This is a genomic window from Brenneria roseae subsp. americana (genome assembly GCF_003115815.1).
GTDB classification, from domain to species: Bacteria; Pseudomonadota; Gammaproteobacteria; order Enterobacterales; family Enterobacteriaceae; genus Brenneria; species Brenneria roseae.
Genome location: NZ_QDKJ01000005.1, coordinates 112,460 through 128,894, shown reverse-complemented (window position 1 = coordinate 128,894; position 16,435 = coordinate 112,460). Strand labels below are relative to the sequence as shown.

The 16,435-nt window shown below is 51.5% G+C and carries 15 protein-coding genes; 10 read left to right on the top strand and 5 right to left on the bottom strand.

Annotated elements, in window-relative coordinates; translation table 11 throughout:
- Positions 1-36 precede the first annotated feature (36 nt).
- Together B4923_RS08035 and B4923_RS20875 are read right to left on the bottom strand one after the other, a co-directional pair.
- The gene (locus B4923_RS08035; protein ID WP_245929509.1) at positions 37-747 is read right to left on the bottom strand and encodes a polymer-forming cytoskeletal protein; all 711 of its coding nucleotides are present in this window, start codon (positions 745-747) and stop codon (positions 37-39) included.
- A complete protein-coding gene (locus B4923_RS20875) occupies positions 731-877 on the bottom strand; it encodes a hypothetical protein (protein ID WP_170116033.1) in 147 nt (48 codons plus the stop codon). The genes B4923_RS08035 and B4923_RS20875 overlap by 17 nt, the downstream gene beginning before the upstream one ends.
- Before the next feature lie 265 nt (positions 878-1,142).
- Here B4923_RS20875 and B4923_RS08030 point away from each other — a divergent pair, with 265 nt between their 5' ends.
- The 5 genes from B4923_RS08030 (at position 1,143) to B4923_RS08010 (ending at position 7,734) form a co-directional block, all read left to right on the top strand.
- Positions 1,143-2,078, top strand: coding sequence for an aminoimidazole riboside kinase (locus tag B4923_RS08030; protein ID WP_109053833.1), 936 nt, complete (start codon positions 1,143-1,145; stop codon positions 2,076-2,078).
- A gap of 184 nt (positions 2,079-2,262) precedes the next feature.
- Positions 2,263-3,822, top strand: a complete 1,560-nt coding sequence (locus B4923_RS08025; RefSeq protein WP_109053832.1) for a carbohydrate porin — start codon at positions 2,263-2,265, stop codon at positions 3,820-3,822.
- An 81-nt stretch (positions 3,823-3,903) separates the two neighbouring features.
- Positions 3,904-5,274, top strand: a complete 1,371-nt coding sequence (locus tag B4923_RS08020) for a sucrose-specific PTS transporter subunit IIBC (protein WP_109053831.1) — start codon at positions 3,904-3,906, stop codon at positions 5,272-5,274.
- Positions 5,274-6,683 carry a glycoside hydrolase family 32 protein gene (locus tag B4923_RS08015; protein WP_109053830.1) on the top strand — a complete coding sequence of 470 codons (1,410 nt, stop codon included), beginning with the start codon at positions 5,274-5,276 and terminating at the stop codon, positions 6,681-6,683. Before B4923_RS08020 ends, B4923_RS08015 begins: the two co-directional genes overlap by 1 nt.
- A 31-nt stretch (positions 6,684-6,714) precedes the next feature.
- On the top strand, positions 6,715-7,734 hold the full coding sequence (locus B4923_RS08010) for a substrate-binding domain-containing protein (protein WP_109053993.1): 1,020 nt from the start codon (positions 6,715-6,717) through the stop codon (positions 7,732-7,734).
- Between the two features lie 38 nt (positions 7,735-7,772).
- Here B4923_RS08010 and exbD read toward each other — a convergent pair whose 3' ends face one another.
- A complete protein-coding gene (exbD, locus tag B4923_RS08005; RefSeq protein WP_109053829.1) occupies positions 7,773-8,195 on the bottom strand; it encodes a TonB system transport protein ExbD in 423 nt (140 codons plus the stop codon).
- 3 nt (positions 8,196-8,198) lie between these two features.
- The gene (exbB, locus tag B4923_RS08000; RefSeq protein ID WP_109053992.1) at positions 8,199-8,945 is read right to left on the bottom strand and encodes a tol-pal system-associated acyl-CoA thioesterase; all 747 of its coding nucleotides are present in this window, start codon (positions 8,943-8,945) and stop codon (positions 8,199-8,201) included.
- Positions 8,946-10,033: 1,088 nt separating this feature from the next.
- Here exbB and B4923_RS07995 point away from each other — a divergent pair.
- The 5 genes from B4923_RS07995 (at position 10,034) to B4923_RS07975 (ending at position 15,434) form a co-directional block, all read left to right on the top strand.
- On the top strand, positions 10,034-11,011 hold the full coding sequence (locus tag B4923_RS07995; RefSeq protein WP_109053828.1) for a TRAP transporter substrate-binding protein: 978 nt from the start codon (positions 10,034-10,036) through the stop codon (positions 11,009-11,011).
- Positions 11,012-11,205: 194 nt separating this feature from the next.
- The gene (locus B4923_RS07990) at positions 11,206-11,712 is read left to right on the top strand and encodes a TRAP transporter small permease (RefSeq protein ID WP_109053827.1); all 507 of its coding nucleotides are present in this window, start codon (positions 11,206-11,208) and stop codon (positions 11,710-11,712) included.
- Between the two features lie 15 nt (positions 11,713-11,727).
- The gene (locus B4923_RS07985; RefSeq protein ID WP_109053826.1) at positions 11,728-13,020 is read left to right on the top strand and encodes a TRAP transporter large permease; all 1,293 of its coding nucleotides are present in this window, start codon (positions 11,728-11,730) and stop codon (positions 13,018-13,020) included.
- A 311-nt stretch (positions 13,021-13,331) separates the two neighbouring features.
- Entirely contained in the window at positions 13,332-14,525 is a 1,194-nt protein-coding gene (gene metC, locus B4923_RS07980; RefSeq protein ID WP_109053825.1) for a cystathionine beta-lyase, read from the top strand.
- A gap of 249 nt (positions 14,526-14,774) precedes the next feature.
- Complete coding sequence (locus B4923_RS07975) at positions 14,775-15,434, top strand: DedA family protein (RefSeq protein WP_109053824.1); 660 nt, start codon at positions 14,775-14,777, stop codon at positions 15,432-15,434.
- On the opposite strand, the gene B4923_RS07970 is transcribed toward B4923_RS07975, so the two are convergent.
- Positions 15,435-16,349 (bottom strand): AraC family transcriptional regulator, encoded by a 915-nt coding sequence (locus B4923_RS07970; RefSeq protein WP_109053823.1) that lies wholly within the window; start codon positions 16,347-16,349, stop codon positions 15,435-15,437.
- Positions 16,350-16,435: the final 86 nt, after the last annotated feature.

Below are 16,435 nucleotides of genomic sequence, written 5' to 3'. Positions count from 1 at the left end.
GCATTCACCCCGTCACGATATTCCCACCCAATTAATTTACGCTGACGGATTATTCTCCACCAGCGCCATGATATTCCCGCCTTCTATCAGGTCGTCCGCTTTTTCTGCGTAAGCAAGCGCTTCCTGACTGTGCTGTCCCTGTTTCAACTGATTTGACTGCCCCAAAAAGATACCGCCTTTTTCAATCGACAGTTCATCAGAAAAAATATCGCCGACCATTTTTCCCTGCGCCAGTATGGTTATTGTGTGGGCATAAATACGTCCTTCCACATAACCATTGATCACAATCTGCTGCGATTTCATTTCACCTTTAACCTTGCCAATGTGCTCCACCCGGATGGTGTTTTCACACTGCACATCGCCTTCGATATGGCCTTCGACGGTAATATTGCCATCTGCCGCTACCTTGCCCGTCAGCTGCGTCCCCTGGGCGATAAACGTATCTTTCTTAACGCGCACAGGGCTTACTGAATTAACCAACTCCGGCGGGTTGCTTATTTCACTACTCTCTTGCGGCTCTTCTACGCTATTTTTTCTTTTATCAAATGAAAACATCGGGTTACTCCTTTTAAGGTTATAAAAAAACACCATCAGCACAACTATACCGGCACCCAGAATAGCAGCCAGTAGCTGCCCGTAATCCAGCGTGGGTAAATCCAGATAGATATCGATAAACCAGACGACAACCAATAATGCCCAGACTGCCCACAGGGCCCATAGCAGATTGTAATTACGCACGGTTATCATATCGCCCAGACAACTGCCACAGTTTGAGTTTTCTCGGATTACTCAGCGGGGTGACGATACGGATCGGTTGCGGAAGATCGGTGATGATGCTGAATTCATTTCGAACCCAGAAAGAGGTGGTTTGGCTCATATCTATCCCTTCTCCTTTGCGCCATAAATCCTGTCACAGAGTACTCTAACCAAGTACCGTTCTATAGGTATCGGATAAAGCACTTTTTAATTTAGCCTGACGTCACCAATGATGGGGCTGGCTCGCAAAAATTTTCATCCTGTGTCATGCACTAAAAATATATTTCCTGTGCGCTCGCAAACATCTTCCGTGAATGAAGTTGATTAGCTAAACCGATTCTTCTATTTTAGCAATCAGGCTTAGCATCTTTGATAAGAGTAAATTTATGGCACACAAAATTTGGGTGATGGGCGATGCCGTGATCGATCTCATCCCGGAAGGTTCAGAGCGTTATCTCAAATGTCCAGGGGGAGCACCTGCCAACGTTGCCGTCGGCATTGCCAGACTGGGAGGCAGCAGCGCTTTTATTGGCCGCGTAGGCGACGATGTTTTTGGTCATTTCCTACAGGAAGTGCTGCACCGGGAAGGCGTCGACACGCATCGAATGATTCGGGATAACCGCCATCGCACCTCGACGGTGGTCGTCAGTCTGGATCCTTTTGGCGAGCGTTCATTCACGTTCATGGTACGCCCGAGCGCCGACCTGTTCCTGCAAACGGAAGATTTGCCCACTTTCAGACAAGGCGAATGGTTGCATCTGTGTTCGATCGCCCTATCGCAGGAACCCTCACGCAGTACCGCTTTCGAGGCAATGCGACGCATCAAATCCGCACAGGGATGGGTGAGTTTCGATCCCAATATCCGCGAGGATTTGTGGAACAGTACACAAGCCTTGCAGGACACGCTTTCCCAGGCGTTGTCGCTGGCCGATGTAGTGAAATTATCTCGTGAAGAGCTGAGTTTTCTCACCGCCACAAACGATCCCGAACAGGGCATCGCACAGTTGATGCAACGCTTCCCCATCCAATTACTACTGGTCACGCTGGGCGGAGAAGGCGTATGGCTGCACGATCGCCAAAAATTGCGGCACTTCGCCGCGCCTCATGTCATCCCGGTTGACACCACCGGTGCGGGTGACGCCTTTGTTGCCGGACTGCTGCAAGGTCTCGCCGAATATAACGATTTATCGCATCAAAGCTCATGGGAAAGCGTGATCGAACAGGCACAACTGTGCGGCGCGCTTGCTACCACGGCAAAAGGTGCCATGACCGCCTTGCCGTTTGCGCAACAGCTTAAGTCCACACCGCTCACCAACCACTAGCCCGCCTCATTTAATAAGGTCAATTGGCCTGTATTTGCAGTCAGGATCACAGTTACAGAATCGGGTTGGTGAAATTCCTTGCTAACCCGATTCTCTCACTTTAATTTTCATGAAAAACCGGTTTAGCAATTTAGCAAACCTAACACTGACACATAATAAAGCTCCCCCAAGAAGAGAACTCAACATGAAACTAAATCATCTTGCCGTAACGATAGGGTTATTACTCTCGTCTCCTTTGTATGTTTCCGCAGCCAGTTCAGACAGCGTTGAGGCGCGCCTGAATGCTCTTGAACAACGACTGCAACAGGCCGAAGCCAGAGCATCCGCCGCCGAGGCCCGTGCGGATGCGGCAGAGAAGAAAACGCAGCAACTCGCGACCCGAACAGAGCAAACCGAACAGAAAACCCAGCAGGTTGAACAACGCACCACCGAGCTGGCCAGCCAGAAATCATTTGCCGATGGTTTCGAATTCCACGGCTATGCTCGTTCAGGCTTATCCATCAATGATTCGGCAACCAGTTCCAAAACCGACATTGGACCGGGAATGTCACCCGCGGGTCAAACGGGTGGCCACGTTGGTCGACTGGGCAACGAAGACGATACCTATGTCGAAATCAAACTGGAGCACAAACAGAAACTGGACAACGGCGCGACTACCCGGTTCAAGGTGATGATGGCGGACGGCCAGCGCAGCTATAACGACTGGACAGCAGGCACCAGCGATCTCAACGTGCGTGAAGCGTTTGTCGAACTCGGTTCACTACCCACCTTCACCGGGGCGCTGAAAGACACCACGCTGTGGGCGGGTAAACGCTTTGACCGTGACAATTTCGATATCCACTGGCTGGATAGCGATGTGATTTTCCTGGCTGGGACCGGCGGCGGGATCTACGACGTGAAGTGGACGGACAGCTTCAAAAGCAACTTTTCCCTCTATGGCCGTAGTCTGGGTGAAATCACGGCACTGGATAACGACATCAAAAACTACGTCTTTACCGCCAATAACTATGCCGGGCCGTTCCAATTTATGCTGAGCGGATTAAAAGCGAAAAACAACGATATTGATGCGGCGAGAGCCAGTGACATAGCAAGAGCGGAAACCGATCAGGATTATTCCACCTGGATCAGTAACCCCTATGCTGGCGACAAAGGCTATCACGCCATGGTCGCTTACCACGGCGACAGCTTCTACGGGTTACGTGAAGGTACCGCCAAAACGGCGATCCTCTACGGTCACGGTCTGGGCGCAGAGGTTAAAAACGTCGGTTCGGATGGCAACCTGACCAATAATGCCAACACTTGGCGTCTGGCCACCTACGGCACGACGTCGATCAGCAAAAACTGGAGCTTCGCGCCCTCTATTCTGGCCCAGACCAGTAAAGATCGTTACGTCAGCGGCGACAGCTACGAATGGGTGACGTTTAATGCGCGCCTGATTCAGGAAATCACCGAAAACTTTGCACTGGCCTATGAAGGCAGCTATCAATACATGGATCTCGATCCACGTGGCTACCAGAGCCTCAATAAAGTCAGCGGCGGTTTCTATAAGCTCACGTTCGCGCCGACCTTCAAAGTGGGTGATATCGGCAATTTCTTCAGTCGCCCGGAATTACGTCTGTTTGCAACCTACATGGACTGGGATAAACGACTGGATAATTATTCCAGTGAGGACACCTTTGGCTCCACCGGATTTAAAGCCGGCGGCGAATGGAACTTTGGCGTCCAGATGGAAACCTGGTTCTAACAGATAGCACAACCGCCGGTCGTCGCAACCGATGGCCGGCGCTGAGGATACCTCGTATCCAAATGATAAAAGAGGAATAAAATGGACATTAACGCCACAGCGACAGCGCTCATTCCGTTATTGGGCGGGAAAGAAAATATCGCCAGTGCCGCCCACTGCGCCACCCGTCTGCGTCTGGTACTGACCGATGATAGTCTCGCCGACAAAAAAGCGATTGAAAATGTCGAAGGAGTCAAAGGCTGTTTCCACAACGCGGGGCAGATTCAGATCATTTTCGGCACCGGACTGGTAAATAAAGTTTATGCCGAATTCATCAAAGCCGCCGGCATCAGCGAATCCAGCAAGTCTGAGGCAGCCTCATTAGCCGCACAAAAACTAAACCCGCTGCAACGTCTGGCTCGTCTGCTGTCAAACATCTTTGTTCCCATCATTCCGGCTATCGTGGCATCCGGTCTGCTGATGGGTCTGCTCGGCTTGATCAAAACCTACGGCTGGGCCGATGCCGACAGTGCGATTTTCATCATGCTGGACATGTTCAGCTCCGCCGCCTTTATCATCCTGCCCATCCTTATCGGCTTTACCGCCGCACGGGAATTTGGCGGAAACCCCTATCTCGGCGCCACGCTGGGCGGGATCCTTACCCATCCAGCGCTGACTAACGCCTGGGGCGTAGCCAGCGGGTTCCAGACCATGAGCCTGTTCGGTCTGGATATCGCCATGGTGGGCTATCAGGGAACCGTATTCCCGGTGCTGCTGGCCGTCTGGTTCATGAGCCTGGTGGAAAAACGGCTGCGTAAAGTCGTACCGGATGCGTTAGATATCATTGTCACCCCATTCCTGACCGTGGTCATTTCCGGCTTTATTGCCTTACTGATCATCGGCCCGGCTGGCCGTATGCTGGGCGATGGTATTTCCTTCGTCCTGAGCACGCTGATCACCCACGCCGGATGGCTGGCCGGATTGCTGTTTGGCGGACTCTATTCCGCAATCGTCATCACCGGCGTTCACCACAGTTTCCATGCGATTGAAGCCGGTTTGCTGGGAAATCCGGGTATCGGCGTGAATTTCCTGCTGCCGATTTGGGCCATGGCGAACGTGGCGCAAGGCGGCGCGTGTCTGGCCGTCTATTTCAAAACCAAAGATGTGAAGATCAAGGCGATTGCCATTCCCTCGGCATTTTCCGCCCTGCTTGGCATCACCGAGGCGGCGATATTTGGTATCAATCTGCGATTCGTCAAACCGTTTCTGGCGGCCCTGGCCGGCGGCGCACTGGGCGGAGCCTGGGTCGTCTTCAATCATGTCAACATGACGGCCGTTGGGCTGACGGGCTTTCCCGGTCTGGCTATTGTACAAGCGGGTTCTATGCTCAGCTATCTGATTGGTATGCTGATCGCCTTTGGCGCGGCATTTATCATCTCACTGCTGCTGAAATATAAAACGGATAGCGAATAATGAAGGAAGTCCACTTATTAAAGCGCATGGCGCATGCCCTGATGTCGGGTCATAACCAGACTCATGATGATCCCTATCGTCCGGCCTGGCATCTGTCACCGAACGTGGGGCTACTTAACGATCCAAATGGATTTATTCATCACAACGGGCGTTACCATCTGTTTTATCAGTGGAATCCTTTAGCCTGTGCCCACGGAGCCAAATTCTGGGGGCACTGGAGTTCCGTTGATTTGGTGCATTGGAAACACGAGCCTGTCGCGCTGGTTCCCAGTGAAAGCTACGAAACTCACGGTTGCTATTCCGGCTCTGCCGTAGTGGATAACGATGCGATCACGCTGATTTATACCGGCAACGTCAAGTATGAAGACGGTTCGCGTACCGCTTTCCAGTGTATCGCCCGGGAAAACAGCAACGGCGAATACGACAAGCTGGGGCCGGTACTTACGCTGCCCGAAGGCTATACCGGCCACGTCCGCGACCCGAAAGTCTGGAAGCACGACGATAGTTGGTACATGGTGTTAGGCACGCAGGATAAGGCGTTACAAGGGAAAGTACTGCTGTATCGCTCCAACGATCTGCTCGGCTGGGAACAAGTAGCCGAAATCGCGGGTTCCCGGCTCGGTGGGCTCGGCGATTTTGGCTACATGTGGGAATGCCCGGATTTATTCTCTCTCGACGGACGGGAAATCCTCATTTGCTGTCCACAAGGGCTTCCGCCAGAAGAAGAACGTTATCTGAATACCTTTCAGTCAGGTTACTTCGTTGGCGCTCTGGATTATCAGCACGGCCATTACCAACACCAGGGTTTTCACGAACTGGATCTTGGCTTTGAATTTTATGCCCCGCAAACTACCGCAAGCGAAGATGGCCGACGCTTGATGTTTGCCTGGATGGCGATTCCCGACGAAAACGAATTTTTTGAACCCACGATCGCGCATGGCTGGATCCATACCATGACCTGTCCACGCGAGCTGACGCTCCGTGGCGACGCGCTGTATCAACAGCCAGTGCGAGAACTGCAACAGTTGCGTACCCAGCATTGCGCCTGGCGCGGCACTGCCGATTATGCGCCTTCCCTTCCCATCCACAGCGCAGAGATTTTGATGACGGTACAGGGAGAGTTCCAGCTGAATTTCGCTTCTCTGCTGGTGCTTTGCTGGGATGGTGAACGGCTGACCTTAAGCCGCCGTAACCTGCGGACAGGAGAGCCCGAACACCGCTACTGGCGCGGGGAACTTAATCAGTTGCAGATCCTGTGCGATCGTTCCAGCGTCGAAATTTTTATCAATGAAGGAGCCGCGGTGATTTCTGCCCGCTATTTCCCGGATCGCGATGCGACGCTTTCCTTCAGCGGACCGGGAAGACTGACGCTGCAACACTGGCTGTTGGCGTCATGCGTGATAGAATGACCGCACCTTTTTTCTGACAGCAGACTCCGTGGTGAAACAAACTAAACGCGTAACAATCAGTGACATCGCCACACTGGCCGGTGTATCAAAATCCACCGCCAGTCTGGTACTGAATGGCCGCAGCAAAGAGTTTCGCGTTTCTGATGAAACCCGCGATCGCATTCTGGCCGTTGCCCACGAGCAGCGCTATCAACCCAGTATTCATGCCCGCTCACTGCGCTCTTCCCGCAGTAATACGCTGGGGCTGGTGGTGCCGGAAATGACCAACTACGGCTTCGCGGTTATCTCGCGCGAGCTGGAGATGTTGTGCCGTGAAGCGGGATTACAGTTGTTGATCGCCTGTACGGATGAAAATGCCAGCCAGGAAATGATGGCCGTCAACAGCCTGATACAGCGTCAGGTTGATGGTTTGATCGTTGCTTCCAGCATGCTCAGCGATACCGAATACCAGAAAATCAATCAACAATTGCCGGTGGTGCAATTCGACCGGGTAATTGGCGACTCCACATTACCGCTGGTGATTTCCGAAGCCGTGGAATCAACGGCAGAGCTGGTGGAACGCATCGCTCGTCAGCATCGGGAAGAGTTCTATTTCATTGGCGGTCAATCCCGCATTTCCCCGACCCGCGACCGTCTGGCAGGGTTTCAGTTAGGATTGCAGCGTGCAGGTCTGGAATGCCGGCCAGAATGGATTATTCACGGCAGCTACCATCCCAGCTCCGGCTATGAAATGTTCGCACAGCTGTGCGCAACGCTGGGTCGCCCGCCCAAAGCGCTGTTTGTCGCCGCCTGCGGTTTGCTGGAAGGGGTACTGCGTTATCTGAATCAACACAACCTGATGGAAAGCGATATCCGTCTGTGCAGCTTTGACGATCACTATCTGTTTGACTGTTTACCGCTAAAGATTGACACCATTGCGCAGGATTGTGAAACGCTGGCGAGAAACAGCTTTGAAATGATTACGCGTTTGATTGACCAGCAGCCGCTGGACGAGGACAAACGCTATATACCGACCCGTATACACTGGCGGCATCCTGATTCACGTCAGTAAATCAGGAGCCGCCGTGAATATCATCTTCTCACATGTGGCTATTTGGCGGCGGACTCCGCGCCAACTAACCCGACTTTGAGATAACCGGCCTTACGTAGCGCATCCATGACACTCATCATGGTTTCATAATCCACGCTTTTGTCTGCCTGAAAGAAGATAGTCGTTTCTTTATTGGCGCCGGTTTCGGCGTCAAGAACCTGAGCCAGTGACTGCTCATTAATCGCATCGTCGCCCACATAAATCTGCTTGTCCGCTTTCACCGTCAGATAAACCGGTTTTTCCGGACGCGGCTGAGGCGCGGCAGAAGATGCGGGCAGATCTACACGAATATCCACCGTTGCCAGCGGGGCCGCCACCATAAAGATGATCAGCAAAACCAGCATGACGTCAATGAACGGCGTTACGTTGATATCATGCATCTCGCCATTGTCACTCACATCGTCGTTCAAATGCATGGCCATGACTTATCCCACCCGCAGTTTATGCGCCGATGACGCCCGGTTGTCGTTGCTGGCTGCAACATCCAGATCGCGGCTCAACAGCAACAGCACCTGCGCGGCAACATCCCCTACCTGCGCTTTATAGCCTGCAATCCAGCGGGCAAACACGTTATAAATCACAACGGCAGGGATCGCCGCCACCAAACCAATGGCGGTCGCCAGCAAGGCTTCCGCAATACCCGGCGCCACAACGGCCAGATTGGTGGTCTGTGTCTGTGCGATACCAATGAAGCTATTCATGATGCCCCATACGGTGCCGAACAACCCGACAAACGGCGCCACAGCGCCAACCGTCGCCAGATAGCCGTTTCCACGTCCCATATGGCGCCCGGTCGCCGCAACGCGACGTTCCAGACGGAACGCGGTACGTTCTTTAATACCGCTGTTGTCGTCAGAACGCGCTGACAGCTCCAGCTCATTCTGCGCATCACCCAGAAGCAGCTGCGCTACACTGCCGGCGTTGAAAGTTTCCGCCGTTTCTGACGCGTCATCCAGCGTTCTGGCCTGTTCCAGGGCCTGATATTCACGGCGCAGGCGACGCCTGGCTCCCATTAGCTCAACGGTTTTGCTGAAGAAAATCGCCCAGGTGACGACGGAAGCCAGCAACAGACCGATCATGACCGACTTCACGACGACATCAGCGTGTTGATACATTCCCCAGACCGATAAATCCGTTCTCATAAGATTGTTCGCGTCCGGATCTGCGCTCATAGGAAGAGAAAGCGGAGAAGCTGGAGCCAATACATCCGGCGTCGCAGGAGCCGGCGTTGCGGTATCCAGTGTCGGCGCCTCAGCCTCAGGCGGAGGAGTGGGCTGAGCGGCGGTCGCGCCTGAATTATCGCCAGAAATCGGCGCTGTCGCGGGAGCCGCAAACACATGTCCGCTTAGCCCTGCGCTAAACAGCAGAATAATCAGTACGCTACGGGAAAATGCGCTGAATGCGCCACGTTTTTTTTGCCAGGCTGATGACACCTGTTGAGTAATGTTACTGACAGCCGTATTCACGCTGTGCCTCCACCGTTAATTCAATACTTGTACCTTGGCACCAACACACCTGCGACTCGAAAGATGACGGGTATCATGACGCAAGAAATCAGCCTGAAATAATATCAGACCCTGAGTTAATTGATAGTCGTTCTCATTATTATTTACACTCTGTCAGGCGTTTTTTGTCGCTGCACTTTGTGCGGATGGCGTCGTGACAGGCAGAAAATGCAAATATGGTATAAAAATGATTTGCCCACTTACATAAAGGAATAACAACCGATACTTTTTATTCCGTGTCTCGCTTATTGCAAGTTGGGCATGCATGGCTATGGCCTTCACGCCTTCCCGACCGGCGAATCAACGCGCTGTCGGTGACAGCACTCCGCAAGCGATAGCCGGCGATACGATAAGAATTAATGTTTTCCGTTATGTGATCGACATTAAGTTATCACACCATTTTCTGCCGCAGCCCCGGAAGTTGCCCGACAGGAATGGAAATATTGTTCAATATTAAAATAAATAAAAACATCAAATTACATCACATCATGTCTTCTGATTCGAAAAATCCCTCATATAAAACAGCATTTCATATCACATATGGCTTTTGTGATATGGGTCATTCTCCAAAGTTGTATAATAGGTTAGCTTACTCTTGAGAATTCAAGGGAACTTCATCAGGACAATAAAACAGATAAGGAACACCGCCCCCGCTCTCACAACTGGCCCCAGCCCGTTAATGGGCTTAATTCTTATTAAATAGACCATTTGAATAAATTTACTCTACCTTACCCATCACCTCTGGAGATAACTCAATGAAGCTGTCGAAAACATTGATAAGCCTTTGCCTGAGTTCTGCGGCATTATTTATGACTCAAGCCATTCAAGCGCAACAAATTAAAGCCTCTGATGTTCACCCTGAAGGTTATCCAAATGTCGTTGCAGTACAAAAGATGGGGGAGAAACTGAAAGCCGCCACCAATGGCCGACTGGAAATCAAAACCTTTCCCGGCGGTGTTCTTGGTGATGAAAAACAAATGATTGAGCAGGCGCAATTAGGTGCCATTGATATTATTCGTGTTTCCATGACACCGGTTGCCGCCATATTGCCTGAAATCGAAGTCTTTACCCTCCCCTATGTCTTCCGCGATGAAGACCATATGCACAAAGTGCTTGATGGACAAATCGGACAGGAAATTGGCGATAAAATTACCAATAACAGCAGATCCAAGCTGGTGTTTCTGGGTTGGATGGATGCCGGTACCCGTAATCTGATCACCAAACAGCCCGTCGCCAAACCGGAAGATCTTAAAGGCATGAAGATTCGCGTACAGACCAGTCAGGTTGCACTCGCGACGTTAAAAGCAATGGGCGCCAACGCTATTGCAATGGGCACCAGCGAAGTTTTCAGCGGTATGCAAACCGGCGTTATTGATGGCACGGAGAATAATCCACCAACCTATATTGCACATAACTATATGCCGGTTGCCAAAAACTTTACCTGGAGCAGACACTTTATTATTCCGGAAGTATTCCTCTACTCAAAAACAAAATGGGATAAACTTTCTAAAGAAGATCAGGATCTTATTCTGAAATTCGCCAAAGAAGCCCAGCAGGAACAGCGGGTACTCTGGAATGAATACACTCAACAATCGCTGGATAAAATGAAAGCCGGCGGCGTTCAGTTCCATGAAATAGATAATGACTACTATTTCAAAGCGACTCAATCCGTGCGCGATCAATTTGGTGCCAAATATCAAGATCTGATTAAAGCCGTCGCCGACGTACAATAATAAATTCGCTATACCCAATAGACGTCATAAAGCTAAAGACAGTAACCAAAATGACACCCCGGCCGTATAAAACATTAAACAGCCGGGGTGGATGAGGACGGATATCACGGCTGAACTTGAACGATATCGGGTATATACGGGTAAAACAGCAGGGCTTATTTACCCGTCATCATTGATGGTATACAGGTGAAAATATGGCACGCACTTATATTTCAACCATGGATATTCTCTATTTTATTGCCATGTGGATTTCAGGTCTGGCGTTATTAATCATGACGCTTATCATTCCCATCGGCATATTCGCACGCTATGCATTGAATGCCGCATTATCCTGGCCGGAACCGATATCGATTATCTGCATGGTGACCTTTACTTTTATCGGCGCAGCCGTCAGCTATCGTTCCTGTTCACATATTGCCGTTAGCATGCTTACCGATCGCCTTCCTGATGCAGGGAAGAAAATCTGTTCACATCTGGCCAATATTCTGATGCTGGTGATCAGCCTGTTCATTCTTTACTACAGCGCCACGCTGTGTATGGAGCTATGGGATCAGCCCGTTGCAGAGTTTCCTTTATTGACGGCAGGCGAAAGCTATTTACCACTGCCAATCGGATCGCTGATTACCTTGCTCTTCATCATCGAAAGAATATGTTTTGGCCCGCAGGATAAACGCCCTGTGGTGATGCTTGGCAGTTCTTAATTCGGAGCCAATACCATGGATGCATTTATTTTAGTTGCCGCAATGGCCATATTGTTAGCGGTCGGCGTCCCCGTCGCTTACGCCGTCGGGCTCAGCGCCATCGTTGGCGCGCTTTGGATCGATTTGCCACTTGAAGCGGTCATGATCCAGATTACCAACGGCGTGAACAAGTTTTCACTGCTGGCGATTCCCTTCTTCATTCTGGCCGGCGCAATTATGGCTGAAGGCGGTATCGCCCGCCGTCTGGTCAACTTCGCCTATATCTTTGTCGGTTTCATTCGTGGCGGTCTGTCGCTGGTTAACATTGTCGCCTCCACCTTTTTCGGCGCCATATCGGGCTCCTCTGTCGCGGATACCGCCTCGATCGGTTCGGTGATGATTCCTGAAATGGAAAAAAAGGGCTACCCACGCGATTTTGCCGCGGCCGTCACCGCCAGCGGTTCCGTTCAGGCGATCCTGACGCCGCCAAGCCATAACTCGGTAATTTACTCACTGGCAACCGGCGGTACGGTTTCCATCGCCTCGCTGTTTATTGCCGGGATCGTGCCAGGTCTGCTGCTCAGCCTGACCATGATGATCATGTGCGTGGGATTCGCACACAAACGCGGCTATCCCAAAGGTGAGCGGGTTCCCTTTCGCCAGGCGCTGAAAATCTTCGTTGATACGCTCTGGGGATTGATGACCGTTGTCATCATTATGGGTGGGATTCTTTCCGGTATTTTTACCGCAACAGAGTCCGCAGCCATCGCCTGTCTGTGGTCGTTTTTCGTCACCATGTTTATCTACAAGGATTACAAATGGTCCGAACTGCCTAAGCTGATGTATCGCACCGTGAAAACGGTGACGATTGTGATGATCCTGATTGGTTTTGCCGCCGCGTTTGGGGCGATCATGACCTATATGCAGTTGCCAAGCCGCATTACGGATTTTTTCACCTCCATCTCCGATAACAAGTACGTTATCCTGATGTGGATTAACATCATGCTGCTGCTGATCGGTACGCTGATGGATATGGCGCCGCTGATTTTAATCCTGACCCCCGTGCTGCTGCCGGTCGCCATTTCTCTGGGCATTGATCCGGTACACTTCGGCATGATCATGCTGGTTAACCTGGGGATCGGGCTGATCACGCCGCCTGTCGGCTCTGTTCTGTTTGTGGCCAGCGCGGTTAGTAAACAGAAAATCGAACAGGTGGTAAAAGCCATGCTGCCGTTTTATTGCGGGCTGTTCTTCGTACTGATGCTGGTGACCTATATCCCGGCGATTTCTCTCTGGCTTCCCAAACTGTTTGGCGTACATACCGGCTGATAAACGCCATTCCGACTCAACGCATCAAGCCCGCTTTTTACTGCGGGCTTTTTTCATCGCTCGTTTTTGCCTTCACCGCATGGATACTTGAAAGACTTTCATCTTCGCACAGCAGGAAGCCCCTTCCCACGGCGTAATAACAGTCACTCTTGCCATTTTTTCCTTTCATATAGAAAAGCGCGCCCACGCGCCGCTCAAGGCGTGATAACGTAGAAAGCCTCCTATTGCAGAGAGACTCCCGCTAACACACGGTCATACAGGCGTTTTGAATAACCCGGCGAGACCTGAACAGAGAAAAGGTGATATTGGTTATGACAAGCAAAAAAACGGCAACGGTACTGGTCGCCGCAGGACGCAGTAAAAAATTCACGCAAGGTTCCGTAAACCCGATTATCCAACGCGCTTCCTCCCTGGTGTTTGATACCGTTCAGGATAAAAAACACGCCACCATCAACCGGGCAAAAGGCGCGCTTTTTTATGGCCGCCGCGGTACGCTGACCCATTTTTCCTTTCAGGAAGCCATGGCTGAGCTGGAAGGCGGCGCCGGCTGCGTACTTTATCCCTGCGGCGCGGCAGCGATCGCCAATGCCATCCTTTCTTTCGTTTCGACAGGCGATCATGTGCTGGTAACCGGTTCCGCCTACGAGCCGACCCAAAGCTTCTGCAATACCGTTCTCAGTAAGATGAATATTGGCACCACCTATTTCGATCCCTTGATCGGGGCAGGTATCAGCGAACTCATTCAGGAAAATACCAAGGTGGTGTTTCTGGAATCACCGGGTTCCATCACCATGGAAGTGCATGATGTCCCAGCGATTGTGCAGGCGGTGCGCCGTATCAACCCGGAAATCGTCATCATTATGGATAATACCTGGGCTGCGGGTATCCTGTTCAAGGCGTTGGAATTTGGTATTGATATCTCAGTGCAGTCCGGCACCAAGTACATTGTGGGCCATTCCGATGCCATGTTGGGCACCGCCGTTTCCAACGCACGCTGTCTGGAGCAGTTGCGCGAACACTCCTACCTGATGGGGCAAATGGTTGATGCCGACACCGCCTACGTTGCCGGCCGCGGCCTGCGTACTCTGGGCGTTCGTTTGAAACAGCATCAGGAAAGCAGTATCCGCATCGCCGAATGGTTGTCAGAACGCCCCGAAGTGGCGGTCGTCAACCACCCGGCGCTCCCGGAATGTAAAGGCCACGAATTCTATGTCCGCGATTTCTCAGGGTGCAACGGCCTGTTCTCATTCGTCCTGAAAGAACGGTTGAGCAAAACACAGCTGGCAAACTACCTGGACCACTTCGAGCACTTCAGCATGGCTTATTCATGGGGGGGATTTGAATCGCTGATCCTGGCCAATCAGCCTGATGATTTGGCATCCATCCGTCCGGTTGCCGGCGTTGATTTTACCGGTACCTTGATTCGGTTACATATCGGACTTGAAGATTGTGACGATCTGATTGAAGACCTGGCTGCGGGCTTTAACAGAATTCAGGAAGTGTGACGGCCATAAGAACCCCGTCGTTTGATTTACCTGCGTCGGGGCAGGCAAAGCGTGTATCATATATATTGATTGATAAACGCTTTACCTTAATCTGAATTCAGCGCTTATCTAATAAATATTACTGGCGGCATTAACACGATAAGCGCATCGCCCTACGTTGGTATCAACGCCATCATTACGATATGGTGGTTCGGGCATTTTGTCCTGTTTTTGTTTTTTTAGGGCTTCAGTCACCTGGCGGGAAGTAACATGGTTCATGAAATTATTCAGGCGCTATGGCAACAGGATTTCAGCGCACTAGCCGACCCCAAAGTCATATGGGTGATTTACGGTATTTTGTTTACCACCCTGTTTCTGGAAAACGGATTGCTGCCTGCCTCTTTTCTACCCGGTGATAGTCTGCTGTTACTGACGGGAGCCATGATTGCCAAAGGCGTCATGAATTTTATTCCGACCATGATTCTGCTGACCGTGGCTGCCAGCCTCGGCTGCTGGTTCAGCTATCTGCAAGGGCGTTGGCTGGGCGATACCCGGCTGGTGAAAGGCTGGCTGTTGCAGTTACCCGCTCACTATCATCAACGGGCTCACCGCCTTTTCTATCGTCACGGACTGGTCGCCTTACTGATCGGTCGTTTTCTGGCTTTTGTCCGCACGCTGTTACCGACGATAGCGGGAATTGCCGGATTGAATAACGCCCGTTTTCAAATATTTAACTGGCTCAGTGGCTTCCTTTGGGTCGGTGGTATCGTGACATTGGGTTACACCCTGAGCCATATTCCGCTGGTAAAACGCTATGAAGATCAGGTGATGACCGCGCTGATCATTCTTCCCATGATCCTGCTGCTGTGCGGATTAATCGGCATGGTCGTCGTGGTGTGGCGTAAACATCTGACACGCCGCCTTCAGTAATCAGCCCGCTTCTACCGCCATGTTGCCGGACCTCAGACGCGCCACTTCATCCCCCGGCGTGGCGCCAAAATAGCGTTTAAATTCACGGCTGAACTGGGACGCGCTCTCATACCCCACCCGAATAGCTGCGGTACTGGCTTTCAGGCCGTCATTCAGCATCATCAAACGCGCCTTATGTAGCCGATAGGACTTCAGATATTGCAACGGTGAGGTATTGGTCACCGCTTTGAAGTTATGGTGAAACGCAGAAACACTCATGTTGACCTCTGCCGCCAGCAGCTCAACATTCAGGCTATCCGCATACTGGTTTTCTATTCGACGCAGCGCTTTCGCAATCTGGCTAAAGTGCGTATGTCGATTCACCAGGGCCTGCAACGATGCGCCGCGCTCGCCGCACAGCATATGATAAATAATCTCTCTGACAATGTGCGGCCCCAACACGCGCGCATCGCGCGGGCTATCCATGGCATCCAGGAGACGTTCGACGGCACACAGCACCTCATCGGTCAAAGGCACGCTATTTACGCCGCAGGTATCGGAACAAGGCCGAATTACACTGTCGTCGTCGCCGATATCAATCAGCAGATCTTGCAGCATCTGCATATCAATACGGATAGAGAGACCAATCAAAGGCTGTTCGGCGCTGGCGAACGTCTCACATTCAAAAGGTAGCGGTATGGTCATCAGCAGGTAGTTTTTCGGGTCGTACCGGAATGTTTTCCCCCCCAGATAACCAACCTTCTGCCCCTGCAAAATAATGACAATCATCGGGTCATACATGACCGGCGAACGTGGATGGTGCTCATTCGCATAGAGAATTCTGACCTGTGGAATCGGTGACTGCGTCACCCAGTTTTTTGATGAATAGCATATCGCCTGCTTCACCATCCGCTCATGCGGGCTATCAACGGACATTTCATCACCTCTTCTGTAAATCAGAGACAAAATGCCATAGAGAAGTAAATTTATCACCGCTTTCTATTGGATTTTGTAGAAATAGG